Genomic DNA, 25945 nt, shown 5'->3' with positions numbered 1-25945 from the left:
TCAGCGCATCATTGCGGCGTTTGATATGGCACATTATCTGATTATTGGCAGTGGACTCATCGGTAGATTGACCGCATGGCGGTTATTACATGCGGGTCATCAAGTGACAATTCTCTCCAGTGACGATTTTAGGGGCACGGACAGTGCCGGTTATGTCGCCGCTGCGATGGTGGCGCCTTATGCTGAGGCGGTGACGGAGGGTCGGCATCTGCGCGATCTGGCAAGTGAAAGTCTGGCGATCTGGGATCGTTGGCTGGACGCATTGCCCGAGCCAGTATTTTTTCCACGCTGTGGGACCGCGGTGGTGGCGCATGATTCCGATAACGTGGAATTTGAACGTTATTATCAACGAGCAATGCATACCTTGACGCCTTCTGACTTTCAATATTTAACGGGTCACGCCATGCGCGATAAATTGCCTGCTTTGGCGGACCACTTTTCTCGGGCTATCTGGTTTGATGACGAGGGTTGCCTAGATAACCGGCAATTATTTCGGTCATTGACCGCGTTTTTAAAAGTGCGAGCCGACTGGCGGCGTATTTCACCGGTTGAACATTTAGATGCCGCGACACTTGACCATTTATGCCAGACGACGTTGAACAAAAAACGGGATGATTTCACGCTGGTTATTGATTGCCGCGGTAATGGCAGTCGTGCTGATATTGCGTCATTACGCAGTGTGCGGGGCGAGGTGATTCGAGTACATGCTCCGGCGGTTTCGATTTCACATTGTGTGCGGTTATTACATCCCCGGTATCCACTCTATTTAGTGCCGCGACCGAATCAACACTATGTGATTGGTGCGACGATTATTGAAACTGCGGACCGTAGCCCGGTCAGTGTTCGCAGTGCGATGGAATTATTCTCCGCGTTATACACAATTGATACTGGCTTTGCCGAGGCGCGTATTGTCGAAATGCAGGCGCATTGTCGCCCGGCAATGCCGGATCATTTACCGCTGATTCAGCAGCAACCCTGGGGCGTTCAACTTAATGGTTTTTATCGGCATGGTTATTTATTGGCCCCAATCATGATTGAACGTTTACTGGCACAGCTAGCCAGTTCAAATAAGGTAGGACGTGATGCAAATTATACTTAATGAGAAGTCAGAGATTTTCGCCAAAGACATGACTCTGGACGAGGTGCTGACCCAAGCGCAGCTCAATACGGGGTGTTTTGTCGCTGTCGTCAATGGGGTGGTGGTGCCTAAAACTGCGTTGCAACAGTATCGGCTACATGAGGGTGATCGCATCGAAATTCTGTCACCGATAACAGGAGGCTAGCATGACAACGCAATCGTGGCAGGTTTATGGGCAGGTATTAACAAGTCGATTATTCATGGGTACGGCCTTGTATCCGTCACCGCAAATCATGTCCGAGGCAATTAACGCCTCAGGGGCTGAAGTCATTACCTTGTCATTGCGCCGACAAACCAGTACTGATGCGGCAGATGGTCAGGCTTTTTGGCAAATACTGCAAGCGCTCAATTGTCACTTACTACCCAATACGGCCGGCTGTTATAGTGCCGATGAAGCGATTAAGGTGGCACGACTGGGTCGAGAATTATTCGAGACAGACTGGGTAAAGCTGGAGGTGCTGGGCGACAGTTACAACTTGCAACCGGATCCCTTTGCTTTGCTTGATGCCACAAAAGTATTAATAAGCGAGGGATTTCGCGTCTTTCCTTATTGCACCGATGATCTGGTGCTCTGCCAACGGCTTGCTGATCTTGGCTGCGAGGTATTAATGCCTTGGGGAGCGCCGATTGGGACGGGACAGGGGTTGCTAAATTCCTATGCGCTGACATTGTTACGTGAACGATTGCCGGAACTGAATTTACTCGTCGATGCGGGCATCGGCAAACCATCAGATGCGGTTCAGGCAATGGAGCTTGGTTATGACGGCGTCTTGTTAAATACCGCCGTTGCAGAGGCGCTGGATCCAGTCGGTATGGCCAGTGCATTCAGACAGGCCATCGATGCCGGACGACTGGGCTATACTTCAGGCATCATGCCAAAACGCACTCAGGCCAAACCCAGTACACCGACCTTGGAACAACCAATGTGGCACCAGCATGGTTAAACCGGTTGTTTTGTTAATTGGTGGGATTGACCCCCAAGGTGCAGCGGGGTTAACGGTTGATATTCAAACGGTGACGCAACTGGGAGGGCATCCGGTATCGTTAGTAACGTGTTTGACCGAGCAGACTGCTCAGGGGCTGACCCGGCTCAATCCGCTTGGTACGGCTGAGTTCAAGGCGCAACTAGCGTGTTGTTGCAGTGATTTTGAGTTGGCAGCAATTAAAATTGGCTTGCTGCCTAATAGCGCTATTGCTGAGATTGTTGCGGAATTTATCAAGACACAGACTGTGCCAGTGGTTCTAGATCCGGTGTTATCAATCAGTCATGGCGGGGAGGTAGATAGCGCCATCGCTGTGTTGATTAAAGCACATTTCCTGCCGCACTTGACCCTATTAACCCCCAACCTGCCAGAATTGCAACAGCTTGCTGGAGACGGAGAGCCGTCACAACAAATCGACATCTTAATCCAGCAAGGATTATCTGCCTGTCTTGTCAAGGGAGGGCATGACTCAGGTGCCTTCAGCACCGATTTTTATAAAGATGCGTTTAGTCAGTTTTCACTGGGCTTGCCACGGTTACCTTACCCAATGCGAGGGACCGGCTGTCGTTTAGCAACAGCAATCGCCACCCAGCTGGCTTTTGGTCATCGCTGTCAGGACGCCATTGTCTTAGCGCGAAGTTATGTGGCAGAAGCGTATCAACAGGCAAGTTCGGTAGGGCCATATCGTTTGTTGGGCAATTTTTCCTGGCAATTGAATCGCCAATCCTTGCCTGCGGTACATGATCAGACAAAGCCAGTTGAACAGTCATGGTCTTTTGCTCGCTGTCCTGAGCAACTCGGTGTGTATGCCGTCGTGGATTCAGCAGACTGGGTAAGACGCTGTCTGCAAAGTGGTATTCGCACCGTACAGTTGCGCATAAAAGAAGCTGAACAGTCGCATATCACGCGCGAAATTCAGCAAGCGATACACGAAGCCGCGGCATTTCAAGATAGTCGATTGTTTATTAATGATCACTGGCAACTGGCAATTCAATATGGCGCGTATGGGGTGCACTTAGGCCAGGAAGATTTACAGCAGGCCGATCTTGAAGCGATTGCTCGTGCCGGCTTGCGATTAGGTATCTCAACGCATTCTCACTGGGAACTGGCCAGAGCATTGGCAGTACAGCCTAGTTACATCGCATTAGGTCCGGTTTATCCGACCACGTCCAAGCAGATGCCATGGCAACCACAAGGCCTGCATACGGTAAGAGAATGGTTGCGGATTTTGGAAAATACCATTCCGTTGGTTGCGATTGGCGGTATTACAGTGCCAAGAGCTGTTATGCTGCATGAACTTGGGGTTAAATCTGTCGCGATGATTTCGGCAATTACGCGTTCAGCCGATACGCAGCAGGTGATTCGCGCTTTATTGGCTTTATGGCCTGAGACTGAAACTGAAAAAACAAAACAGCAGTCATCTCAGAAAATCAGTGTTAATTAACTGTATTGCAAAACGCTATGTAGAGTGTAGGCTGCTAACTTCTGCCGACCTTGCAGGGCGCTTATTTCCAGTAAAAAACTGCAACCGGCTACTTCTGCACCCAGCGTCTCAACCAATTGACAACTGGCTAACGCAGTTCCGCCCGTTGCTAAAACGTCATCGACAATCAACACACGATCTTTTTCTGTGATCGCATCGCGATGTATTTGCAGACTGGCGTTGCCGTATTCCAAATCGTAATCAATCTGTTGTGTCTGGTAGGGCAGTTTCCCCGGTTTGCGAAGCGGGACGAAGCCTACCCTTAACTGACTGGCGACCAGCGCGCCAAAAACGAATCCGCGTGCTTCTATGCCAGCGACCACCGTGATCGGATGATCCTGAAACGGGGCTATCATCGACTGAATAGCCTGATGCATGGCAGCCGGGTCACGCAATAGCGGCGTAATATCTTTAAATACGATACCGGGTTTTGGAAAATCAGAAACATCCCGAATTTGCGCTGCGATTTGCTTCACCTTGTCTCCCCGTATTGAGCTTAACTGAGCACGCCAGTTATTATAGCGAGCAATCTTTAAAATCCTGCAAACTGCAGGTTTTTTTGTTTCTGATGGGGGAGTTTGGCAGTGCGACGTTTCGGGCAACGAATTCTGTTAGGAATTGGCATGGCCTTATTGGCTGGTTGTTTTAGCTTTGGTGGTGGAGAGGACCTGGATGTCGATGATAATCAGCCAAGGCTCTATATTGTTGAAGCTGATCGGGGCAGTGTTGCGTCTGATTTCGCGGTAGAGAGAACCTTGCTTATCAAACCTGTTCGGGTGGCGCCTTATTTTCGTGAGACCGATATTATGATGCGTGTTGGTGAGAACCAGTACGAATCGCGTCCGCCTCATGAATTATTGACCAGTCCGCAAACGATGTTCACCGCGCAACTAGAGCGTTGGTTGGCAAAAAGTGGCCTGTTTAGCAAGGTGATTACTGATGCCAGTGAGCCACATGACCTAGTATTGGAAACTGGTCTCACTAAGCTTTTTGGCGAGGCGAGACCAGCTTATCCACCACAAGCGGTTTTGGAAATGCAGTTTTTTTTGAGTCCTGCCGGGTCGGAGTCTGAGGACAGAATGCTGCTACAAACCGGTTTTCGGGTTGATGCAGATATCAATCAGAGTCGTCCTTCGGAAGTGATAATTGGCTGGAAAAATGGCCTTGAAGAAATTCTCGCCACATTAGAGCTGGATTTAAAGGCTTATTTTGCTAAACCCGGGTCACCCTAGCCCTGAATTAAAAGCCGGCTTTAGGGTGCAGGAAATGCGTGAGAGTGGTAATATTCACATCTTTGTCACAAACCGCGTCCATCCTCACTTTTTAGGAAGAAAACTGCATGTCTGAGATTGCCCTGGAACTGGATTCGATCGGCATAGAAGAGGAGATGAAACAATCCTACCTCGACTATGCAATGAGTGTTATCGTTGGCCGGGCATTGCCGGATGTCAGGGATGGTTTAAAACCGGTACATCGCCGCGTTCTGTACGCCATGCGCGAACTCGGTAATAACTGGAACGCTCCCTATAAAAAATCAGCGCGGATAGTCGGTGATGTGATTGGTAAATACCATCCCCATGGTGATACCGCTGTTTACGACACCATGGTGCGGATGGCGCAGCCATTTTCGATGCGTTATATGCTGGTCGATGGTCAAGGAAACTTTGGTTCTGTTGACGGTGATCCGCCAGCAGCGATGCGTTATACCGAAGTACGCATGGCAAAAATTGCCCATGAAATGTTGGCGGATCTGGAAAAAGAAACCGTTGATTTTATCCCCAACTATGATGAATCCGAATCAGAGCCAGCCGTCTTGCCGGCAAAAATCCCGGCGCTGTTGGTGAACGGATCTTCGGGGATCGCCGTTGGCATGGCAACCAATATCCCACCGCATAACCTGAACGAAATACTGGACGCCTGTATCGCGATTATTGATGAGCCAGGCATTGATGTCGCCGGTTTAATGACACATGTGCCGGGCCCAGATTTCCCCACTTCAGCGATTATCAACGGTGCACGAGGCATAGCCGAAGCCTATCAAACGGGCCGAGGGCGAGTTTATATTCGTGCACGGGCCGAAATAGAAACCAATGAGGCAACTGGTCAGCAAAGTATTGTTGTCAACGAGTTGCCTTATCAGGTAAACAAAGCGCGCTTGCTGGAAAAAATTGCCGAGTTAGTTAAAGAAAAGAAAATTGAAGGTATTTCCGCCCTGCGTGATGAATCTGATAAAGATGGCATGCGCATGGTCATTGTCTTGCGCCGCGGCGAAGTACCTGAAGTTGTACTGAATAACCTCTATCAACAAACACAAATGCAGACGGTGTTTGGCATCAATATGGTTGCCATTGTTGACGGGCAACCTCGAACACTGAATTTAAAAGAGGTATTGGATGCCTTTATTCGACATCGCCGTGAGGTTGTCACACGTCGGTCTATTTTTGAACTGCGTAAAGCGCGCGAACGTGCACACATCCTCGAAGGTCTCGCCACGGCATTAGCTAACATTGATGAAGTGATTGAGCTTATCAAAGCATCACCTAGTCCTGCAGAGGCTCGTGAAGCTCTCTTGGCGCGTGGCTGGCGTAGCGAAATGATTTTGGAAATGCTGGGTGCTGCCGGTGCCGCTGCCTCACGACCTGAAAATCTGGCCGCTGAGTTTGGGTTGGTTGATGGCCAATATCATTTATCACCGGTTCAGGCGCAGGCAATTCTCGATATGCGGTTGCACCGTTTGACCGGGCTTGAGCAAGACAAAATTCTTCAGGAATACCGTGATGTGCTGGATCAAATTCGTGATTTGCTGGCCATCCTGAGTGACGCCGATAATTTGATGGCGGTGATTCGTCAGGAACTGGTAGACGTTAAAGAAGAATATGGTGATGCCCGTCGGACTGAAATTCTGGATGCGCATCTTGATTTGACACTGGAAGATCTGATTTGCGAAGAGGAAATGGTAGTCACGCTGTCGCATGCAGGTTATGCCAAAACGACGCAACTTGATACCTACCAGGCACAACGACGAGGCGGTAAAGGAAAAGCGGCCACGTCAATGAAAGATGAAGATTTTGTGGAGCATCTTTTCATCGCCAACACACACGATACGCTGTTGTGTTTCTCAAGTGCCGGCAAGGTTTACTGGAAAAAGGTTTATGAGCTACCGCAAGGCGGCAGAACCGCTCGCGGCAAACCTATTGTTAATCTGTTGCCTTTGGAAGAAGGGGAACGTATCAATGCTGTTTTACCGATTCGTGAGTTTGAAGCCGATAAATTTATTTTCATGGCAACGGCGAGCGGCACCGTAAAGAAAACGCCATTAGTCGATTATTCTCGTCCTCGAGCAAACGGCATTATTGCGGTTGATTTGAAAGAAGATGATGTCTTGGTTGATGTTGCGCTGACTGATGGTGCGTCTGATGTCATGTTATTCAGCACGAATGGTAAAGTCATACGCTTCCCGGAAACAGATGTTCGTTCGATGGGGCGTGTCTCGCGTGGTGTACGTGGTATGCGGCTGACGGACGGCGAAAAAATCATCTCACTTATCATTGCACGTTCGGAAGGCGCTATTCTGACAGCTACCGAGTTTGGCTTTGGAAAGCGTACCCACCTTGATGAATATCGTGTGCAAGGTCGGGGAGGACAAGGCATTATCTCAATTCAAACTTCAGCACGAAATGGGCAAGTGGTTGGCGCAGTCCAGGTCGATGATGAAGATCAGATTATGATGATTACCAATGGTGGTACTTTAGTCCGTACCCCTGTGAAGCATGTGTCCTTGGTTGGCCGAAACACACAGGGTGTCAAATTGATTAACCTGACAAAAGACGAACGTCTTGTTGGTGTTGAGCGTGTTATCGAAGAAGAAGAAACCGATGTCGATGACTTGCCAGATACTGACGATTTAACAGAAGTATAATTCTTTGAGAGCTTATAATTTTAGTGCCGGTCCGGCGATGTTACCGGAAGCGGTTATGCAACAAGCCAGTGAAGAAATGCTGGATTGGCGTGGTACGGGTATGTCGGTGATGGAGATGAGTCACCGTGGTCCGGAGTACACAGAAATTGCAACTCAAGCAGAGGCCGATTTGCGCGATTTGCTGGGTATTTCCGACGATTATGCTGTCTTGTTTTTACAGGGCGGTGCATCCAGCCAGTTTTCGATGATTCCACTGAATTTTTTGCAGGAGAAAACGGCTGCTGATTACGTCAACACGGGAGCCTGGTCGAGTAAAGCAATTAAAGAAGCGCAACGGTTTTGCCAAGTTAATGTGGTTGCCGATGCCAAGGCTTCAAAGTTTACTTGTATTCCGCCCCTGCATGAATGGCAAGTCAATCAGGATGCCGCTTATTTGCATTACACGCCGAATGAGACCATTCATGGTGTTGAGTTTCACGATATCCCACAGGTGAGCTCGGCTACACTGGTTGCGGATATGTCTTCGACGCTGTTATCACGACCCATCGATGTGAATCGATTTGGTTTGATTTATGCTGGCGCGCAGAAAAATATTGGTCCGGCGGGTTTGTGTATTGTGATCGTTCGTCGCGATTTGATCGGCAAAACGCTACCGGGCACGCCGACCATGTTCGATTATCAAATACATGATAAGAACGACTCCATGTATAACACGCCGGCAACCTATAGCTGGTATCTTGCCGGGCTGGTATTTCAATGGTTGAAACAACAGGGCGGCCTGCAGGCAATGGCTGAGATTAATTCACGTAAAGCAGCTAAGCTTTATGCCGCGATTGATGGCAGCGATTTTTATGCGAATCCGGTTGAGAAATCGAGTCGATCCTGGATGAATATTCCCTTTACGTTAGTGAATAGCGAGCTCGACAAAACATTCTTGCAAATGTCCGCGGCAGCAGGTCTACTGACGTTAAAAGGTCATCGCGATCTCGGTGGTATGCGTGCCAGCATTTATAATGCGATGCCTGAGGCAGGTGTTGATCGGCTCATTGACTTTATGATGGAATTTGAACGCAGGTTTGGTTGATAGGTATGTCTGAACAAAAAGCGTTGCAAAATGTACGGCAGGAGATTGATGCGCTGGATGAAAAAATTCAGACGCTAATCAATGCGCGTACTGCTCTGGCGCATCAGGTAGCCGAAATTAAACAACAACAAGCAGATCAAAGTGATTTTTATCGGCCTGAACGTGAAGCGATGATTTTGCGACGTGTTATGGAAAGAAATACCGGACCGCTTCCCGATAAAGAGATGGCAAGGCTGTTTCGAGAAATTATGTCTGCATGCCTAGCTGCAGAAAAACCACTTAGTATCGCTTACTTAGGACCTGAAGGTTCCTTCACGCAGTCAGCTGCATTAAAACACTTTGGTGGTTCAGCAGAATTGCTGCCCGTCAGTACGATTGCGAATGTGTTCAGTGCCGTTGAAACAGAACATGCCTGTTATGGCGTTGTGCCAGTTGAAAACTCGACAGAAGGCATGGTCAGTCATACATTAGACAGATTTATCAGCTCTTCATTGAAAATTAATGGTGAAGTATCGCTGCGCATTCATCATTATTTATTGGGCAAGGGCGAGAACCTGAGCGACGTTAAAACAGTGTATGCTCATCCGCAAGCACTAGCCCAATGCAGACAATGGCTGGGCGATCAATTACCACAAGCAGCGTTAATCCCGCTGGATAGTAATGCGGAAGCAGCGCGTCGAGTGTCGACAATGGATGAGACTGCTGCGGCGATTGCAGCCAGTAACGCCGCAGAAATTTATAATTTGACCGTATTGGCGAACAATATCGAAGACGAGGCTGGCAATACCACTCGGTTTTTGGTGATTGGTCGTCAAGATGTTGGTCCAAGTGGTGCAGATAAAACAGCTTTACTCGTCTCAACTAAAAATAAGCCGGGTGCCTTGCAAAAATTATTGCAACCATTGGCAGAAAATCAGATCAGTATGAGTCGAATTGAATCACGACCCTCCCGAAAAGGCATCTGGGAATACGTGTTTTTTATCGATATTGAAGGCCATAGTCAGGACTCAGCTGTGGCTGATGCGCTGGCCAAACTGGAATCAGAATCGTCGATGTTCAGAGTGCTTGGCGCCTACCCTAAGGCGGTATTATGAGCAAACAACTAATGATGGCGAATCCACGCGGGTTTTGTGCGGGTGTTGATCGTGCTATTGATATCGTAGAACATGCTTTGGCGCTCTTTGGGGCGCCCGTTTATGTCCGGCACGAAGTCGTACACAATCGAACTGTCGTCGAAGACTTACGCAAAAAAGGGGCAATATTTGTCGAGGAAGTGGATGAAGTACCTGACAATGCAACGCTGATCTTCAGCGCCCATGGGGTATCGCGTTATGTGCATGCACAAGGTAAGCAACGCGGACTACGCGTGTTTGATGCAACTTGCCCGCTGGTCACGAAAGTACACATGGAAGTGGCCCGACACGAAAAAGTCGCCCGTGAATGTATTTTGATTGGACATGCTGGCCATCCCGAAGTAGAAGGGACGATGGGGCAATATACCTCTGAACAGGGTGGCATGTATCTGGTCGAGTCGCCGGAAGATGTCGACAATCTCGTTGTCAATGAACCAGAAAACCTAGCTTTTGTTACTCAGACAACCTTATCCGTGGATGATACGGCAAAGGTCATCAGTGCGTTACGGCAACGTTTCCCCACAATTATTGGTCCCGGGAAAGATGATATTTGTTATGCCACACAAAACCGTCAGGATGCCGTTAAGCGCATTGCGGTCGCTTGTGATTTGGTACTGGTTGTCGGTTCAGTGAATAGCTCAAACTCGAACCGGCTTCGGGAGCTATCAGTCAAATTGGGCACGCCAGCTTATTTGATTGATAATGCCACCGAGATACAACCCGAGTGGTTGCATGACAAGCAGCGAATCGGCCTCACTGCGGGTGCTTCTGCGCCTGAGCTGTTGGTTCAAGAAGTTGTCAAACAGCTGCAACAGCTTGGCGTTGATGACATCATTGAAGATAGTGGTCAACCAGAAAATATCGTTTTTTCTTTGCCAAAAGAGCTTAAAGTAGATATCAGTCGCCTGAATAAATAACAGGAATATCCATGGCCTTTTTGCCGGTTTTTTTGTGGACAGATATTTTACTTTTCACGTTGCTGGCAGCTACGGTTCTGATGGTCATCTATATTCGCCGTAAACCGCATTTGTGTCGGCCCTGGAAACAGGTTTTTTCGACAAGCCGCGGTATGATTTCCAGTCTCATACTGCTGGTTTTTATCGGCATTGGCGTCGCCGATTCCCTGCACTTCAGACTGGCGTTGCAGCCCACTGAAGAAGAGGCAAGTCATCATTTTCACAGTGACGTGTTAAGTGTTCTGGATCTCATTTTGACCCCGCTACGCAGTCAGGTTGAAAAAACCTATTCGGCTCCTTTTGCGCATCAGCAGTTTACCAAGGAAATGATTCAAAATGAGGGCAGTCTGCATTATGGCTACCCGGACTTGAAATATGGTGGTCAACATTTGACCAATCCGGCGGATAAGTTACAGGATATTGCGAATAAATCTGCGAAAGCCAGTTTATTTGCGCTAGGGGCGACGCTGACGATGATAGCGCTCTGGTTAAGTTGGCTTTGCTGGCACCGAGCAAGCTCATTGCGTGATGTCTTGAAACGATACTGGTCTGATGAGGCCGGCTATCCTGTTACGACGGCGTGGCTAACGCTTTTCCTCATTCTATTGTTTGCCAGTAATTTGCTTTATCTCGGCCAGTTTTATCATGTCTTAGGCACGGATAAAGTGGGGCAGGATGTGCTTTATCAAACATTGAAAAGCATTCGTACCGGTTTGTTAATCGGTAGTCTGACCACGCTCATCATGTTGCCCATGGCGGTGACGATGGGTATTGCTGCCGGTTATTTTCGAGGCTGGATTGATGATCTGATTCAATATATTTACACCACTTTAAATGCGATTCCTGGCGTGCTTTTAATTGCGGCAGCGGTCCTGATGTTACAAGTCTATATCAATAATCATCCACAATTGTTTACCACGGCCGCCGAACGTGCGGATATCCGGCTTTTATTTTTATGTTTGATTCTGGGGGTCACTAGTTGGACTGGCCTGTGTCGTATTCTACGCAGTGAAACACTGAAATTACGTGAAGCAGAGTATGTTCAAGCCGCCAAGGCGCTCGGCGTACCAGGGCCAACTATCTTGCACCGGCATATTTTACCCAATCTGATGCATATCGTTTTGATCACGGTGGTTCTTGATTTTAGTGGTTTGGTACTGGCTGAGGCCGTTTTGTCATATGTGGGCGTTGGCGTCGACCCCACGATGATCAGTTGGGGCAATATGATTAATAGTGCACGACTGGAAATGGCGCGCGATCCTATCGTTTGGTGGTCATTGGTTGCGGCTTTTATTTTTATGTTTTTATTGGTCCTAGCGGCAAATTTGTTTGCTGACAGCGTCCGTGATGCTTTTGACCCGCGTCATCAGGTAATCACATGAGCCATTTACTTGAAGTGGCACATTTAAAAACCTGGTTTGGCAAGGCAGAGCAGGCCTATCGCGTTGTCGATGGCGTTGATTTCTATATCGATCGCGGAGAAACATTCGCCTTACTGGGTGAGTCAGGCTGTGGCAAATCAATGACGGCGCTGTCGTTACTGCAATTAAACCCACAACCCGCAAGTCAGATTGTCAGTGGTCAAATTCGGCTTAATGATCGGGATTTGTTACGTTGCTCAGAGGCTGACATGGAGCGGGTCAGGGGGCGGAAAATCGCTATGATTTTTCAGGATCCACAAAGCGCGTTGAACCCAGTGTTAACGATAGGTCAACAATTGCTTGAAGTGCTGCGCTGGCATTTTGATTTATCAGCTGCGCAACTCAAAGCACGATGTATTGAACTGTTCGTGCAGGTTGGTATACCGGATCCTGAAAAGCGTTTCTTTGCTTATCCACATCAGCTTTCCGGGGGCATGAAACAACGTGTGATGATTGCTATGGCACTGGCAGGCAAGCCAGATTTATTGATTGCCGATGAACCGACTACAGCGCTTGACGTGACTATTCAGGCACAGATTTTAGGGTTATTAAAAAAATTGCAACAAGAAACCGGTATGGCGATTCTGTTGATCAGTCATGATTTAGGTGTCGTTGCACAAATGGCAGACCGAATAGCCGTGATGTATGCCGGCCAGATTGTGGAAACAGCCGACCGCCGGACTTTTTTTAAGCAGCCCCGGCATCCATACAGTGAAAGACTCTTTGCTGCCATGCCATCTACACAACAGCGAGACGCGCCTCTTGCCGTCATTCCGGGCACGGTACCGCCATTGAATCAGGTCTTTACCGGCTGTCGTTTTACGGCCCGTTGTCAACAGCGTCAGCCGGTCTGTGAGGAACAGTTACCTAACTGGTTTGGTGAGCGACATGATGGCGTGCGTTGCCATCAGTTTGATCCAGATAGAACATGGCCTATGGCAGTTTCTTCTCAACCGCAGTCATCTGGCGTGCCCGATGAAACTGAGCCTGCCACACGTGTTATGTTAAGACTGGATCAGGTACAAGTACATTTTCCAATTCGCAAAGGTATCTTGCAGCGTACTAAAGGCTGGGTTAAGGCGGTTGATGGGGTAAGTCTGCGCTTGAATGAACGTGAGACCTTAGCCATCGTTGGCGAATCTGGTTGCGGTAAGAGTACCTTGGCTAAGGCGGTACAACAGCTACAACTAATCATTGGTGGTGAAATACAGTTTGCTGCAAAATCGGGCAACAAAGCATTAGTAAAAGCGGCGCAAGGTGACAGGCTGCCAATGCAGATTATTTTTCAGGATCCGTTTGCATCAATGAATCCGAGAATGACGGTGCAACAAATCCTGTTGGAAGGTCTGCAAGCGCGGCAAGATAAACTCTCAAGCGTAGCGCAACAGACAGTCATTGAGGATCTGTTAAGGAAAGTGGGGCTGAATACGGATATTTTACATCGTTATCCGCATGCTTTTTCTGGTGGCCAACGCCAGCGACTGTGCATTGCCAGAGCTTTGGCGGCAGAGCCAGCATTGCTGATTTGTGACGAACCAACCAGCGCCCTGGATGTTTCAGTTCAGGCGCAGATATTGAACCTGCTCCGGGATCTACAAAATGAGGAAGGGCTGAGTTATCTGTTTATTACGCATGATATTGGTGTCGTGGATTATTTGGCGCACCGCATTGCGGTCATGTATTTAGGCCGTGTCGTCGAAACAGGAAGCCGCCAACAGGTATTGAAGCACCCAAAACATCCTTATACGCGTGCTTTGTTGGCGGCGGTACCGGATATGCAATCGGTATCTCCCACTGTGACTTTAACAGGGGAGCTGCCCTCACCGGCAAATCCGCCATCCGGATGTCACTTTCATTCCCGTTGTCCAGATGTGATGCCAGTCTGTAAACTGCATTATCCAAGTGAAACCGAACCTGAAACAGGGCAGGTTGTTCGTTGTTTTTTATATCAATCACAGGACTATCATGGATAAACAAACCCAAATCGAAATCGAAGCGGCGGCGTTTCGTCAATTAATTGCTCACCTGCAAACGCGAACAGATGTACAGAATATCGATTTGATGAATCTGGCTGGATTTTGTCGAAACTGTTTGTCGAAATGGTATCTTGCCGCAGCAGAAGAACGTGGCAAGGAGATGGGTTACGATGCGGCGCGGACCATCATTTATGGCATGCCTTATAGCGAATGGAAATCTCAGTATCAGAAATAATCAGTTTTTACGGCGAATTTTTTGTAGGTTTTCGGCCATTTTTTTCTGATCTGTCGTGAGTGTGTTTTGCTGTTTGACCGCCATCAATCGAATCCCCGCCACAGTTTGACCAATCTGATGCACATATTGACGACAATTACGGCAAATAAATAAATGCAGTTTAAAAGCCAGCCGTTGCCGCCAAGTCAGCTGCTGGTCAAGATAATCACTGGCGTGATGCGCAATATCTTTACAACGAAACATTTATGCTTGTTCCTGAAACTGGGTAATTTTCTGCCGCACAAAATGGCGGGCACGATGTAAAAGCACTCTCGCATTAGATGCGCTCACGTCAAGAATGTTACAAATTTCTGGCATTGGCATTTGATGGAGATCATGCATCTCGATAACAGCGCGTTGCATCGCCGGCAGGGCAATAAAGGCTTTTTCTATAATGGCGACTAATTGCTGATTAGTGGCGAGCGCTTCAGGCGTATCAATATCCCAAGGCAAAACATCCTGTCGCCAGTGTTGCCGATGATCAAACTCCTCATCGATGGCCTGCCAGTCTTTATCCAGAGAGACTTGCCGCTTTTCCTTTCGCAAACGCGTTTTGGCGCCATTGGCAACAATTTGCATTAACCAGGTGGATAAACGACTTCGCCCGGCAAATGTTGGCAAATTCGTAATAGCAGAAATCCAAGCATCCTGTACCACGTCATCGGCAAAGGCCTCACCAATAATAGCGCTGGCAACGGTCCGCATCTGCATATGGTAACGGGCAACTAAATACTCGAATGCCGTTGCTTCATTACTGAGCAAAGCTTTGATGAGCTCTGCCTCATTATCATAGGGCTGCGAGTCTGCTGAATGCATTATCGAGGCATCGTACCTTAAATATTAGGAAACCTGACTTCCATCATACCGAAAGTATCTTATTTCACCTCATTTCGTTAGCGGCAATTTAGTACAACGATATTTGTGTCGAAAAAAGATGTAACAAATGCCTTTATGGGGAGTCTAGTAAAACAAGCTGGTCGATATAACCAGTTTATTTTTTATTAACTAAAGGAACACTCCCATGGCGACAAGCAAAAAAACGACACTTTCTCTGGTAGCCGGCGCAACACTGACGGCAGGTATGGCCATTTCGCCAATGATTCATGCGGATAGCAACCCTTTTGCTAGTACAGAATTGAGCAGTGGCTATATGCATTTGGCTGAGCATGATGGTGATGAAGCGAAATGTGGCGAAGCTAAGTGTGGCGAAGACATGAAGAAAGATGGCGAAGGTAAATGTGGTGAGGCCAAATGTGGCGAAGACATGAAAAAAGATGGTGAAGGCAAATGCGGTGAAGCCAAATGTGGTGGTAACGGTTAAGACGTTAATGGTCATGCAGGGGCGGTTACGTCCCTGCTATGTCCCAGACCACGCTTAAAGGAAATCACATGTTACGCCTATTCAATCTCGCGCAAGACGGGCTCGACAAAACTCGAGCTGTGGATTTTTTAGCCCCACTGTTGCTTAGGGCTTATTTGGTGCCGGTGTTTTGGTTTGCGGCAAATAACAAGTGGAATCCTTTTGATAGCAGTAGCAGTTTGCAGCCAACGATTGATTGGTTTGCCAACGCGGAGTGGGGATTGGGGCTGCCTTTTCCTGCCTTGATGGCCTATCTAGCCTGGGCAGCGGAATATTTTGGTGCCATTTTATTGTTGCTTGGTCTTGCCGTACGCTGGATCAGTATACCGCTGATGATCACCATGGTGGTCGCTGCGGTCTCGGTACATTTGAAAAATGGCTGGCAGGCAATTCATGATCCGATGAGTGCTTTTGCTTCTGAAAATGCCTTGGGTGCGATAGCGCGCTTGGACAAAGCAAAATCAATTTTGCAGGAGCACGGTAATTACAGTTGGCTGACAGAGCATGGTCGATTAGCGATGCTCAACAATGGTATCGAATTTGCCGCAACTTATTTTGTCATGTTATTAGCGTTGTTTTTTATTGGGGCGGGACGTTATCTCAGCCTTGATGATTGGCTATATCGATACTTCAGAGATAAGAGGGGAATTCATGCTAATTAAACGAAAGGCCCGTTGGCAGCTACCTGAGTCTGAAGTGACGGATTATCAGGTTTTCTTAAACCGTCGCCGCTTTATCAACAGTGCATTGGGGATGACCGCAGCCTTAACCTTGCCCGTTGCTTTGGCAGAAAAGGAACCCACTGGACAGGCCTTTGATAATACAACCGAAAGTCGTTTCTCAACGGATGAAAAGTTAACGACTTATCAGGATATTACGACTTACAATAATTTTTATGAGTTTGGTACGGACAAGTCTGACCCGGCAACCTATGCCACGGACTTCCCAGATCCAAATAAACCATGGCAGGTCACGATCGATGGCGAGTGTGACAAGCCCGGTGTGTATGATGTTGACGACTTGATCGGCAAACAAGATCTGGAAGAGCGAATTTACCGCTTGCGTTGTGTTGAAGGCTGGTCGATGGTTATTCCGTGGACGGGTTTTCCTCTGGCCGCGGTATTAAAAGCAGCACAGCCTAATACCAATGCCAAGTTTGTTGAATTCACGACTTTGTTTGACCCTGAGCAAATGCCGGGACAACGTCGAGAAGTCCTCCAGTGGCCTTATATCGAGGCTCTGCGCATGGATGAAGCCATGCATCCATTGACCTTGTTGGCGATTGGCCTTTACGGGCATGAGATGCCGGGACAAAACGGCGCACCGATTCGACTTGTTGTACCTTGGAAATATGGTTTTAAAAGCATTAAGTCTATTGTTCGGATCCGCTTTGTCGAGCGGATGCCAACCACGACATGGATGCTTGCAGGTCCCAACGAATATGGATTTTATTCCAATGTAAACCCTGACGTTGATCATCCCCGCTGGAGTCAGAAGCGTGAACGGCGGATTGGTGAGTTTTTAAAACGCGAAACGCTAATGTTCAATGGCTATGGTGAGGAAGTAGCCGATCTGTACGATGGCATGGATTTGCGCAAATACTTCTAGATCATTCGACATGTCTATTGCCCGTATCAAGATAGTCGTGTTTTTGCTGGCATTCGCGCCAGCAGCTTGGCTCACCTATGCCGTATTGACCGATCAGCTTGGCGCAAACCCAATCGAAGAAGTCACGCGTGATTCCGGTACCTGGGCGTTACGATTTTTGTTGATTACATTAACGATGACCCCATTACGCTGGTTGACTGATTGGCCTGGGTGGATTCAATTCCGACGTATGATGGGGCTATATTGTTTTTTTTACGCCTGTTTGCACATGTTGCTATACCTATGGCTTGATAAGTTTTTTGACTGGCCGGAAATTCTCGCTGATATCATCGAACGACCCTTCATTACGATTGGCTTTATCAGCTTCACGTTATTAGTGCCACTTGCGGCCACTTCCACCAAGGCGATGATAAAACGGCTTGGTCGGCGCTGGAAAAAACTACATAAACTGACTTACGTGATTGCCTGTCTGGCCTGTCTGCATTTTTTGATGTTGGTGAAGGCCGATATTCGTGAGCCATTGCTGTATATCTTTATTCTGGCAACGCTGTTATTCATGCGTTTTTATCGTGCCACGATCAAGCCCATCATACTGGCACGCCAATAACACATTCTTTGGCCGGCATTTTTCATGAAAATGTTGGCAGCAGGCGGCCAGAGATACGGTTTAACTCGTCATTAACGCAATCGAAAGTCACAAAAACTGGTACAATGCCGCGTTATTATTAACGGTGTTTTTGGATCTTAAGAAGGTGTTTATGACTGATTTTGTCGATCAAGACCCGCAGGAAACGCAGGAATGGTTAGATGCGCTTGAGTCTGTTATTGAAATTGCAGGCGATGAAAAAGCCCATTTCATTATTGAAAAGCTGATTGATTTGGCACGGCGCAATGGTGTCAATTTGCCGTATAGCGCTAATACAGCCTATGTGAATACGATTCCGGCTGATCAACAGGAACGCATTCCCGGTGATCAGGCCATGGAACACAAACTGCGCTCTTACATTCGCTGGAATGCCATGGCAATGGTGGTCAAAGCGAATTTGAAACCGGGGTCTGTTGGTGGACATATTGCCAGTTTTTCTTCGGCAGCGACCTTATACGATGTCGGTTTTAACCACTTCTTTAAAGGTGATGACTACGGCAATGGTGCCGATATGGTGTTTTTCCAAGGACACTCGTCACCAGGTATTTATGCACGTTCGTTTCTTGAAGGCCGCTTAACGGAAGAGCAACTCGATAATTTCCGCTTTGAGGTGGATGGTAAAGGCTTGTCTTCCTATCCACATCCTTGGCTGATGCCAGATTACTGGCAGTTTCCAACCGTTTCCATGGGCCTTGGTCCTATCCTGTCTATTTACCAGGCGCGGTTCATGAAATATATGGAACACCGGGGACTCGCTAAAACATCCGGGCGGCATGTCTGGGCTTACCTGGGCGATGGTGAGATGGATGAGCCAGAATCATTAGGCGCAATTACCCTTGCTGGTCGAGAAAAACTGGATAATTTGATTTTCGTTGTCAACTGCAACCTGCAACGACTTGATGGCCCGGTTCGCGGTAATGGCAAAATCGTCCAAGAGTTGGAAGCCTTATTCCGTGGTGCCGGCTGGAATGTCATCAAAGTCCTGTGGGGTAGTGGTTGGGATCAACTGTTGGCCCGCGATACGCATGGCTTGTTATTGAAGCGAATGGAAGAAGTCGTCGACGGCGAGTATCAAAATTACAAAGCCAAAGATGGCGCCTATGTACGTGAACATTTCTTCGGTAAATATCCAGAATTACTAGAAATGGTTTCAGATATGACCGATGAGGATATTTGGAACCTGAGCCGCGGTGGCCATGATCCTCGTAAGATTTATGCTGCCTATAAACGTGCCGTGGACCAAACGGAACAACCTACGGTCATTTTGGCAAAAACTGTCAAAGGCTATGGCATGGGCGAAGCTGGTGAAGGTCAGAACACCACCCATCAGCAGAAAAAACTGGAAGTTGAACACATGAAGCGTTTCCGTGATCGTTTCAATATTCCAATTGCCGATGAGCAAATCGAAAAAATACCGTACTTGACGCTCAAAGATGGCAGTCCGGAAAAAGAATACCTGCTTAAACGCCGCCAGGAACTGGGTGGTTTTCTGCCCAAACGCCAAAACCAGGCGCCGGCGCTGAAAATTCCAGAGCTGAAAATTTTTGATGCTGTACTGAAATCAAGTGGTGAGCGCGAATTATCGACCACCATGGCATTCGTGCGAGTGCTGACGGCGCTGATTCGTGATAAGCAAATCGGTAAAAATATCGTGCCGATCGTGCCGGATGAAGCGCGTACATTTGGTATGGAAGGCTTGTTCCGCAGCGTGGGTATTTACTCATCTTCAGGGCAAAAATATGAGCCTGAAGATTCTGGTAAGGTGATGTGGTACCGCGAGGACACCACGGGGCAAATCCTGGAAGAAGGGATCAATGAAGCGGGGGCAATGTCGGAATGGGTATCGGCTGCCACGGCGTATGCCAACTACAACGTCAACATGGTGCCGTTTTATATTTACTACTCCATGTTTGGCTTCCAACGCGTCGGCGATCTATGGTGGTTGGCCGGGGACATTCAGGCCAAAGGTTTCTTAATTGGCGGTACGGCCGGTCGAACAACACTGAATGGTGAAGGCTTGCAGCATCAGGATGGTCACAGCATGATTTTGGCGAATACGGTGCCAAATTGCATCAGCTACGATCCAACCTATGCTTATGAAGTCGCGGTAATTGTGCATGATGGTTTACGCCGTATGTATGAAAATCAGGAAAGTATTTTTTACTACCTGACCGCAATGAATGAAAACTACACCCATCCTGCCATGCCTGAAGGTGCCGAAGAGGGCATTATTAAAGGGATTTACAAGCTTAAAGCGGGTGGCCGTCATAAACTCAAAGCACAGCTTTTGGGGAGTGGTACGATTCTGCGCGAAGTTGAAGCGGCAGCGGAGATGCTGGCTGAGGACTGGAAAGTGGCTGCTGATGTTTGGAGTGTGACTAGCTTTAACGAACTGACGCGTGATGGTCAGGAAACAGAACGCCATAATCGCTTGCATCCAACCGCGAGCAAAAAAACGGCGTATGTTACGAAAACATTAGAGGGTCAGCCGGGTCCGATCATTGCGGCCACAGATTACATTCGTCTCTATGCCGAGCAAATTCGCCCATGGGTTAAAGCGAGTTACACCGTTTTGGGTACAGATGGTTTTGGCCGTAGTGATACCCGTGAAAAATTACGCCGCTTCTTTGAGGTTGATCGCTATCACATTGTCGTGGCAACGTTGAATGCTCTTGCCGATGCGGGTGATATCAAACATGACGTGGTTGAGAAAGCCATTCAGCAATACCAACTAGACTCCGATACAGTGAACCCAGTTAAGGCATAAACATGGCAGATTTAATTGAACTCAAAGTCCCCGACATTGGTGATTTCGATGGCGTGGAAATTATTGAAGTATTAGTTGCTGAAGGCGATGAAATTACCCCAGACCAAGAAGTCATCACTATCGAGTCTGACAAGGCGATGATGGGAATTCCTGCAGAAATAGCAGGGACTATCAAAAGCTTGAAAGTCAGTGTCGGTGACAAAGTCAGTGAAGGCGACCTGATTGCTATGGTTGAAGCGGCCGCCGCCGAGCAACCGCAGACAGATAAACCGGAAAAACCAGCTGAACCGGCCAAGCCTCAAAATGTAGAGGCGAAACCAACGCCACAACCAGCAGCTGAAGCGCCATCACCGTCACCTGTACCAGAACAGGATGAAGCGATTCCTTATGCCCCGGATACAAAATCTGGCTTGAAACGGGCACACGCCTCACCCTCAATTCGACGCTTTGCAAGAGAATTAGGCGTCAAATTAACTTCAGTTATTGGTACTGGCGCGAAAGGACGGATTACGCGTGAAGACGTGCAGCAGTATGTGAAACAAGCTTTATCTGCGCCCGCAGCAACGCCTGCCGCGCAGGGTGGAGCAGCTATTCCGCCTGTGCCAGTGGTCAATTTCGAGCAGTTTGGTGAAGTTAGCAGTACCGAACTGTCTCGAATTAAGAAAATTTCGGGCAAGCATTTGCATGCCTGCTGGCTGAATATTCCGCATGTTACCCAGTTTGATGAAGCGGATATCACTGAGCTGGAACAGTTCCGTAAAGAAAACAAGGAAATGGCAGCACAAAAAGGCGTTAATTTGACACCGCTGGTATTCATCATGAAAGCGGTCGTGGCCTGCCTTAAGCAATATCCAGAATTCAATGCCTCACTCAGTGAAGACAAAGAAAATCTGATTTATAAGAAGTATTACAACATCGGTGTTGCGGTCGATACGCCAAATGGCCTGATGGTCCCAGTTATCAAGGATGTCGATAAGAAAGGCTTTCTGGAATTGGCGGGTGAACTTGGCGAAATTAGTCAACGGGCACGCGATGGCGCCTTAAGTGCCAAAGACATGCAAGGCGGAACCTTCTCCATTTCAAGTCTTGGTGGTATTGGCGGCCAGTTCTTTACCCCGATCGTCAATGCACCTGAAGTGGCTATTCTGGGGGTTAGCAGACATCAGATGAAGCCAGTTTGGAATGGTAAAGAGTTTATACCGAGACTCATGCTGCCCTTATCAATTTCTTACGACCATCGTGTTATTGATGGTGCGGCTGGGGCTAGATTTACGGTGATGTTAAGCCAGATGTTGTCAGATATCCGGAAGGTGCTGTTATGAGTTTTCAGGAAGTCAAAGTACCGGATATTGGCGATTTTGATGCCGTTGAAATCATCGAAGTGCTGGTTTCTGTGGGAGATGAAATTACGGAAAATCAGGACATCATCACACTGGAGTCAGATAAAGCAGCGATGGAAATTCCGAGCCCGATTGCCGGTAAGATCACAGAATTGTTGGTGAGTGTCGGTGATAAGGTGGCGGAAGGCGATGTTATCCTCAAGCTTGAGGCGGTAACATCAGATGCTTCAGCAGCAAGTAGCGAACCTGAAGTCAGTCAAGACAATGACAAAACGACGGAAAAACCTGCCCCACAAGCAGCGGCCAAACCAGACCACAGTGATATGCATGCCGAAGTTGTCGTATTAGGCTCAGGGCCAGGTGGTTACACTGCTGCCTTTCGTGCTGCTGACTTGGGCAAGCAAGTCATTTTAATTGAGCGTTATGAACGGATTGGTGGCGTGTGCCTTAATGTTGGCTGCATCCCATCTAAAGCGTTGTTACATACCGCTCAGATTATTAATGAAGCCAGTCATATGGCGGACAATGGTGTCAGCTTTAATAAGCCCGATATTGATTTGGACAAATTAACTGGCTGGAAAAATAATGTTATCAATAAGTTAACTGGTGGACTTAAAGCACTTGCAAAACAACGAAAGGTGACTGTTGTTCAAGGCGAAGCGCAATTTAGCAGTGCAAACAGCCTGACTGTTACCACCCCAGAAGGCGATAAGACGGTCAGTTTTGATAACTGTATTATCGCGGCCGGTTCACGCGTTACCAAGATTCCCGTTTTTCCAAATGACGATCCCCGGATGATGGATTCGACTGATGCATTAAACTTAGAAGATATTCCAAAACGATTACTCGTCATTGGTGGCGGGATTATTGGTCTGGAAATGGCAACGGTTTATCATGCGTTGGGTTCAAAAATTAGTGTTGTTGAATTACAGGACAGCTTAATTCCTGGCGCCGATAAAGATATTGTCAAACCGTTACAGCAACGTATCGAAAAACAGTATGAATCGATTTATCTGAAAACCAAGGTCAGCGCAATTGAGCCATTGAAGTCTGGTTTGAAAGTTACTTTTGATGGCGACAATGCGCCCGAACCGCAAACTTATGACAAGATTCTTGTCGCCGTTGGGCGGACACCGAATGGCAAACTTATCAATGCCGATGCCGCCGGGGTTAATGTCAATGACTATGGCTTTATTGAAGTCGATGGTCAGATGCGTACCAATCAATCACACATTTTTGCGATCGGCGACATTGTAGGACAACCCATGTTAGCTCATAAGGCGACGCATGAAGGCAAAGTGGCCGCTGAAGTTATCGCCGGTCAAAAATCGGTCTTCGAGCCGATGACTATTCCTTCTGTAGCCTATACTGATCCTGAAGTGGCCTGGATGGGCTTGAATGAGGCCGAAGCAAAAGCGCAAGGGATTGATTATGTTAAAGGGGCCTTTCCTTGGGCAGCCAGTGGTCGGAGTCTCAGCCTCGATCGTGATGAAGGACTCACCAAAGCGTTGTTCGAAAAATCGACAGGCAGGATCATTGGCGCGACGATTGTTGGTCCTAATGCCGGTGAACTCATTGCAGAAGCTGTCTTGGCACTTGAAATGGGAGCAGATGCCGAGGACATTGGACTCAGTATTCATCCGCACCCAACCTTATCTGAAACCTTGGGTTTTGCAGCAGAAATGGCCGAAGGCAGTATCACGGATCTGTTACCACCGAAAAAGACATTGCATAGCAAGTGATGTCGGCTGGAGGCAACGTTAAGCTTCAACGAGGGCTGGTTATGACACTGGCCCTTGTTTTTATTGGCTTAGTCATGTCATGACTGACGCTGGTTTACGGCCACCGTTAAAATGGGCCGGTGGTAAGCGTTGGCTTTTACCAGAACTGCAAAAGCGCTGGAAACCACATGCGTCGCGACGTTTGGTTGAGCCTTTTTGTGGCGGTCTCGCTGTGGCGTTGGGATTACAACCCAAACAGGCGTTACTGAATGATATTAATCCCGCACTGATAAATTTTTATCAGCAATTACAGCGGGGGCTTACCATGACAATTGCCATGGCCAATGATGAGTCGCTCTATTACCAGCACCGCCAATCTTTCAATAACCAGTCGCTAACAGATGCTGATCGGGCGCAATTGTTCTACTACTTGAACCGCACCGGTTATAACGGTTTGTGCCGATTTAACAAATCGGGTGCCTACAATGTGCCATTCGGTCGATACAAGACTATCTATTATCAGACAGACTTTAGTGCATATTCGCCGGTTTTATCCGACTGGCAGTTTACCCAGTTAGATTTTGAGGCGCTAACCACTCGGCCCACGGATTTTATTTATGCCGACCCGCCGTATGATGTGCCGTTTCGGCAATATGCTCAGCAAGGCTTTGATTGGCAAGATCAGGAGCGACTTGCCTTGTGGCTATCAAAACACCCTGGACCTGTCGTGTTATCCAATCAGGCCACAGACCGTATTTGCCGGCTTTATCGACAACTTGGCTTTCGGCTGCGTTATTTACAGGCACCCAGACGCATCAGTTGTAAAACGGCGTCAAGAAAAACCGTTAAGGAAGTATTGGCAGTACGCGGTTTTTGATAAAATAATCTGCACGAATTTACCCCAATTTTTAACAGGATCTTTTTCATGTCCGATATCAATAAAGTTGTTTTAGCCTACTCAGGTGGTCTGGATACTTCAGTCATTTTGAAGTGGCTGCAGGATAAGTATCAATGTGAAGTGGTGACATTTACGGCCGATCTCGGACAAGGCGAGGAAGTGGAGCCTGCACGTGCCAAGGCACAGTCACTGGGTATCAAAGAAATATACATTGAGGATTTGCGGGAAGAATTTGCGCGGGATTTCGTCTTCCCGATGTTTCGAGCAAACGCGATTTACGAGGGCGAATATTTACTGGGCACCTCAATCGCACGGCCTTTAATTGCAAAAAGACTGGTTGAAATAGCCGCCCAAACCGGTGCTCAAGCGGTATCACATGGCGCAACAGGGAAAGGCAATGATCAGGTACGGTTTGAATTGGGTGCTTACGGACTAAATCCAAACATTAAAGTGATTGCACCATGGCGTGAGTGGGACTTACTTTCTCGTCAAAAACTCCTTGATTATGCAGACCAACACGGTATTCCGGTGGAAATGAAACAAGGTAAAAAATCGCCTTATTCCATGGATGCAAACTTATTGCATATTTCCTATGAGGGCGGGATTCTGGAAGATCCTTGGGCAGAAGCAGAGGAGTCCATGTGGCGCTGGTCGGTTGCACCTGAGACAGCGCCCGATAAGCCAACGTATCTGGAGCTGACCTATGAAAAGGGCGATATTGTCGCTATTAACGGCGAAACAATGAGTCCAGCTACCGTAATGAGTTATCTCAACAAAGTGGCCGGTGAAAATGGTATCGGTCGTTTGGATATTGTAGAGAACCGTTACGTTGGTATGAAATCACGTGGTTGTTATGAAACTCCGGCAGGAACGGTCATGTTGCGTGCACATCGGGCAATCGAGTCGTTAACGCTGGATCGCGAGGTGGCACATCTTAAAGATGAGTTAATGCCACGTTATGCCAGCCTGATTTACAATGGTTATTGGTGGGCACCAGAACGGAAAATGATGCAAACAATGATAGATGCATCACAGCAAACCGTGAATGGGGATGTCAGAATCAAACTTTATAAAGGTAATGTCATTGTTGTCGGTCGTCGTTCAGCGACAGATAGTTTGTTTGATGAATCAATGGCCACCTTTGAAGATGATGCGGGTGCGTATGATCAGAAAGATGCTGAAGGGTTTATCAAACTCAATGCATTGCGTTTGAAGATTGCCGGGAAAAAGCGCTAGCA

At 47.8% G+C, this 25945-nt stretch carries 24 protein-coding genes; 21 read left to right on the top strand and 3 right to left on the bottom strand.

Annotated features, from left to right (window positions below):
* Window positions 1-25 precede the first annotated feature (25 nt).
* From Q7C_RS00655 to thiE, 4 genes are read left to right on the top strand one after another with little or no spacing between them, the layout of a single operon-like run.
* On the top strand, window positions 26-1099 hold the full coding sequence (locus Q7C_RS00655; protein WP_014702769.1) for an FAD-dependent oxidoreductase: 1074 nt from the start codon (window positions 26-28) through the stop codon (window positions 1097-1099).
* Window positions 1083-1283 (top strand): sulfur carrier protein ThiS, encoded by a 201-nt coding sequence (thiS, locus tag Q7C_RS00650; protein WP_014702768.1) that lies wholly within the window; start codon window positions 1083-1085, stop codon window positions 1281-1283. The genes Q7C_RS00655 and thiS overlap by 17 nt, the downstream gene beginning before the upstream one ends.
* A 1-nt stretch (window position 1284) precedes the next feature.
* Window positions 1285-2082, top strand: a complete 798-nt coding sequence (locus Q7C_RS00645; protein ID WP_014702767.1) for a thiazole synthase — start codon at window positions 1285-1287, stop codon at window positions 2080-2082.
* Window positions 2075-3565: a thiamine phosphate synthase gene (gene thiE, locus Q7C_RS00640; RefSeq protein WP_014702766.1), complete on the top strand. Its 1491-nt coding sequence runs from the start codon at window positions 2075-2077 to the stop codon at window positions 3563-3565. The genes Q7C_RS00645 and thiE overlap by 8 nt, the downstream gene beginning before the upstream one ends.
* Here the strand turns inward: thiE and Q7C_RS00635 are convergent.
* Window positions 3562-4080 carry an adenine phosphoribosyltransferase gene (locus Q7C_RS00635; protein WP_014702765.1) on the bottom strand — a complete coding sequence of 173 codons (519 nt, stop codon included), beginning with the start codon at window positions 4078-4080 and terminating at the stop codon, window positions 3562-3564. The two genes, thiE and Q7C_RS00635, sit on opposite strands and share 4 nt — an antisense overlap.
* Before the next feature lie 108 nt (window positions 4081-4188).
* Here Q7C_RS00635 and Q7C_RS00630 point away from each other — a divergent pair, with 108 nt between their 5' ends.
* The 8 genes from Q7C_RS00630 (at window position 4189) to Q7C_RS00595 (ending at window position 14328) form a co-directional block, all read left to right on the top strand.
* Window positions 4189-4836, top strand: coding sequence for an ABC-type transport auxiliary lipoprotein family protein (locus tag Q7C_RS00630; RefSeq protein WP_238532329.1), 648 nt, complete (start codon window positions 4189-4191; stop codon window positions 4834-4836).
* A gap of 107 nt (window positions 4837-4943) precedes the next feature.
* Window positions 4944-7523 carry a DNA gyrase subunit A gene (gyrA, locus tag Q7C_RS00625; protein WP_014702763.1) on the top strand — a complete coding sequence of 860 codons (2580 nt, stop codon included), beginning with the start codon at window positions 4944-4946 and terminating at the stop codon, window positions 7521-7523.
* Between the two features lie 4 nt (window positions 7524-7527).
* Window positions 7528-8607: a 3-phosphoserine/phosphohydroxythreonine transaminase gene (gene serC / locus Q7C_RS00620; protein ID WP_041366312.1), complete on the top strand. Its 1080-nt coding sequence runs from the start codon at window positions 7528-7530 to the stop codon at window positions 8605-8607.
* Between the two features lie 5 nt (window positions 8608-8612).
* Window positions 8613-9701, top strand: a complete 1089-nt coding sequence (gene pheA, locus Q7C_RS00615) for a prephenate dehydratase (RefSeq protein ID WP_014702761.1) — start codon at window positions 8613-8615, stop codon at window positions 9699-9701.
* On the top strand, window positions 9698-10657 hold the full coding sequence (ispH, locus tag Q7C_RS00610) for a 4-hydroxy-3-methylbut-2-enyl diphosphate reductase (protein ID WP_014702760.1): 960 nt from the start codon (window positions 9698-9700) through the stop codon (window positions 10655-10657). The genes pheA and ispH overlap by 4 nt, the downstream gene beginning before the upstream one ends.
* Before the next feature lie 11 nt (window positions 10658-10668).
* The gene (locus Q7C_RS00605) at window positions 10669-12078 is read left to right on the top strand and encodes an ABC transporter permease (RefSeq protein WP_014702759.1); all 1410 of its coding nucleotides are present in this window, start codon (window positions 10669-10671) and stop codon (window positions 12076-12078) included.
* Window positions 12075-14090, top strand: a complete 2016-nt coding sequence (locus Q7C_RS00600) for an ABC transporter ATP-binding protein (RefSeq protein ID WP_014702758.1) — start codon at window positions 12075-12077, stop codon at window positions 14088-14090. The genes Q7C_RS00605 and Q7C_RS00600 overlap by 4 nt, the downstream gene beginning before the upstream one ends.
* Window positions 14083-14328, top strand: a complete 246-nt coding sequence (locus tag Q7C_RS00595) for a DUF1244 domain-containing protein (RefSeq protein WP_014702757.1) — start codon at window positions 14083-14085, stop codon at window positions 14326-14328. Before Q7C_RS00600 ends, Q7C_RS00595 begins: the two co-directional genes overlap by 8 nt.
* Here Q7C_RS00595 and Q7C_RS00590 read toward each other — a convergent pair whose 3' ends face one another.
* Window positions 14329-14571: a zf-HC2 domain-containing protein gene (locus Q7C_RS00590; protein ID WP_014702756.1), complete on the bottom strand. Its 243-nt coding sequence runs from the start codon at window positions 14569-14571 to the stop codon at window positions 14329-14331.
* Window positions 14572-15183, bottom strand: coding sequence for an RNA polymerase sigma factor (locus Q7C_RS00585; RefSeq protein WP_014702755.1), 612 nt, complete (start codon window positions 15181-15183; stop codon window positions 14572-14574). It lies immediately after the preceding gene.
* 205 nt (window positions 15184-15388) lie between these two features.
* On the opposite strand from Q7C_RS00585, the gene Q7C_RS00580 reads away from it, so the two are divergent.
* The 9 genes from Q7C_RS00580 (at window position 15389) to Q7C_RS00540 (ending at window position 25943) form a co-directional block, all read left to right on the top strand.
* Window positions 15389-15688, top strand: coding sequence for an HvfA family oxazolone/thioamide-modified RiPP metallophore (locus Q7C_RS00580; protein ID WP_014702754.1), 300 nt, complete (start codon window positions 15389-15391; stop codon window positions 15686-15688).
* 68 nt (window positions 15689-15756) lie between these two features.
* Entirely contained in the window at window positions 15757-16389 is a 633-nt protein-coding gene (locus Q7C_RS00575; protein WP_014702753.1) for an HvfX family Cu-binding RiPP maturation protein, read from the top strand.
* A complete protein-coding gene (msrP, locus tag Q7C_RS00570) occupies window positions 16379-17335 on the top strand; it encodes a protein-methionine-sulfoxide reductase catalytic subunit MsrP (RefSeq protein ID WP_014702752.1) in 957 nt (318 codons plus the stop codon). Before Q7C_RS00575 ends, msrP begins: the two co-directional genes overlap by 11 nt.
* Before the next feature lie 10 nt (window positions 17336-17345).
* Window positions 17346-17942, top strand: a complete 597-nt coding sequence (locus Q7C_RS00565; RefSeq protein WP_014702751.1) for a protein-methionine-sulfoxide reductase heme-binding subunit MsrQ — start codon at window positions 17346-17348, stop codon at window positions 17940-17942.
* Window positions 17943-18093: 151 nt separating this feature from the next.
* Complete coding sequence (gene aceE / locus Q7C_RS00560; RefSeq protein ID WP_041366309.1) at window positions 18094-20748, top strand: pyruvate dehydrogenase (acetyl-transferring), homodimeric type; 2655 nt, start codon at window positions 18094-18096, stop codon at window positions 20746-20748.
* A gap of 2 nt (window positions 20749-20750) precedes the next feature.
* A complete protein-coding gene (aceF, locus tag Q7C_RS00555) occupies window positions 20751-22070 on the top strand; it encodes a dihydrolipoyllysine-residue acetyltransferase (protein ID WP_014702749.1) in 1320 nt (439 codons plus the stop codon).
* Window positions 22067-23830 carry a dihydrolipoyl dehydrogenase gene (lpdA, locus tag Q7C_RS00550; RefSeq protein WP_014702748.1) on the top strand — a complete coding sequence of 588 codons (1764 nt, stop codon included), beginning with the start codon at window positions 22067-22069 and terminating at the stop codon, window positions 23828-23830. The genes aceF and lpdA overlap by 4 nt, the downstream gene beginning before the upstream one ends.
* A 79-nt stretch (window positions 23831-23909) precedes the next feature.
* Window positions 23910-24686, top strand: a complete 777-nt coding sequence (locus Q7C_RS00545; protein ID WP_014702747.1) for a DNA adenine methylase — start codon at window positions 23910-23912, stop codon at window positions 24684-24686.
* A 48-nt stretch (window positions 24687-24734) separates the two neighbouring features.
* Window positions 24735-25943 (top strand): argininosuccinate synthase, encoded by a 1209-nt coding sequence (locus Q7C_RS00540; RefSeq protein WP_014702746.1) that lies wholly within the window; start codon window positions 24735-24737, stop codon window positions 25941-25943.
* Window positions 25944-25945 lie beyond the last annotated feature (2 nt).

Source organism: Methylophaga frappieri (assembly GCF_000260965.1).
Lineage (GTDB): Bacteria > Pseudomonadota > Gammaproteobacteria > Nitrosococcales > Methylophagaceae > Methylophaga > Methylophaga frappieri.
Note: the sequence above shows the minus strand (reverse complement) of the source record. Positions and strands in the feature narration are given on the sequence as shown.

Bases quoted from the DNA above. Each gene is read 5' to 3' on its own strand.
- Q7C_RS00540 (WP_014702746.1), top strand. From the start codon at position 24,735: ATGTCCGATATCAATAAAGTTGTTTTAGCCTACTCAGGTGGTCTGGAT.
- pheA (WP_014702761.1), top strand. From the start codon at position 8,613: ATGTCTGAACAAAAAGCGTTGCAAAATGTACGGCAGGAGATTGATGCG.
- Q7C_RS00645 (WP_014702767.1), top strand. From the start codon at position 1,285: ATGACAACGCAATCGTGGCAGGTTTATGGGCAGGTATTAACAAGTCGA.
- thiE (WP_014702766.1), top strand. From the start codon at position 2,075: ATGGTTAAACCGGTTGTTTTGTTAATTGGTGGGATTGACCCCCAAGGT.
- Q7C_RS00545 (WP_014702747.1), top strand. From the start codon at position 23,910: ATGACTGACGCTGGTTTACGGCCACCGTTAAAATGGGCCGGTGGTAAG.
- Q7C_RS00605 (WP_014702759.1), top strand. From the start codon at position 10,669: ATGGCCTTTTTGCCGGTTTTTTTGTGGACAGATATTTTACTTTTCACG.
- thiS (WP_014702768.1), top strand. From the start codon at position 1,083: ATGCAAATTATACTTAATGAGAAGTCAGAGATTTTCGCCAAAGACATG.
- Q7C_RS00590 (WP_014702756.1), bottom strand. From the start codon at position 14,571: ATGTTTCGTTGTAAAGATATTGCGCATCACGCCAGTGATTATCTTGAC.
- Q7C_RS00600 (WP_014702758.1), top strand. From the start codon at position 12,075: ATGAGCCATTTACTTGAAGTGGCACATTTAAAAACCTGGTTTGGCAAG.
- Q7C_RS00585 (WP_014702755.1), bottom strand. From the start codon at position 15,183: ATGCATTCAGCAGACTCGCAGCCCTATGATAATGAGGCAGAGCTCATC.
- ispH (WP_014702760.1), top strand. From the start codon at position 9,698: ATGAGCAAACAACTAATGATGGCGAATCCACGCGGGTTTTGTGCGGGT.
- Q7C_RS00655 (WP_014702769.1), top strand. From the start codon at position 26: ATGGCACATTATCTGATTATTGGCAGTGGACTCATCGGTAGATTGACC.
- aceE (WP_041366309.1), top strand. From the start codon at position 18,094: ATGACTGATTTTGTCGATCAAGACCCGCAGGAAACGCAGGAATGGTTA.
- aceF (WP_014702749.1), top strand. From the start codon at position 20,751: ATGGCAGATTTAATTGAACTCAAAGTCCCCGACATTGGTGATTTCGAT.
- Q7C_RS00595 (WP_014702757.1), top strand. From the start codon at position 14,083: ATGGATAAACAAACCCAAATCGAAATCGAAGCGGCGGCGTTTCGTCAA.
- Q7C_RS00575 (WP_014702753.1), top strand. From the start codon at position 15,757: ATGTTACGCCTATTCAATCTCGCGCAAGACGGGCTCGACAAAACTCGA.
- msrP (WP_014702752.1), top strand. From the start codon at position 16,379: ATGCTAATTAAACGAAAGGCCCGTTGGCAGCTACCTGAGTCTGAAGTG.
- Q7C_RS00565 (WP_014702751.1), top strand. From the start codon at position 17,346: ATGTCTATTGCCCGTATCAAGATAGTCGTGTTTTTGCTGGCATTCGCG.
- gyrA (WP_014702763.1), top strand. From the start codon at position 4,944: ATGTCTGAGATTGCCCTGGAACTGGATTCGATCGGCATAGAAGAGGAG.
- Q7C_RS00580 (WP_014702754.1), top strand. From the start codon at position 15,389: ATGGCGACAAGCAAAAAAACGACACTTTCTCTGGTAGCCGGCGCAACA.
- lpdA (WP_014702748.1), top strand. From the start codon at position 22,067: ATGAGTTTTCAGGAAGTCAAAGTACCGGATATTGGCGATTTTGATGCC.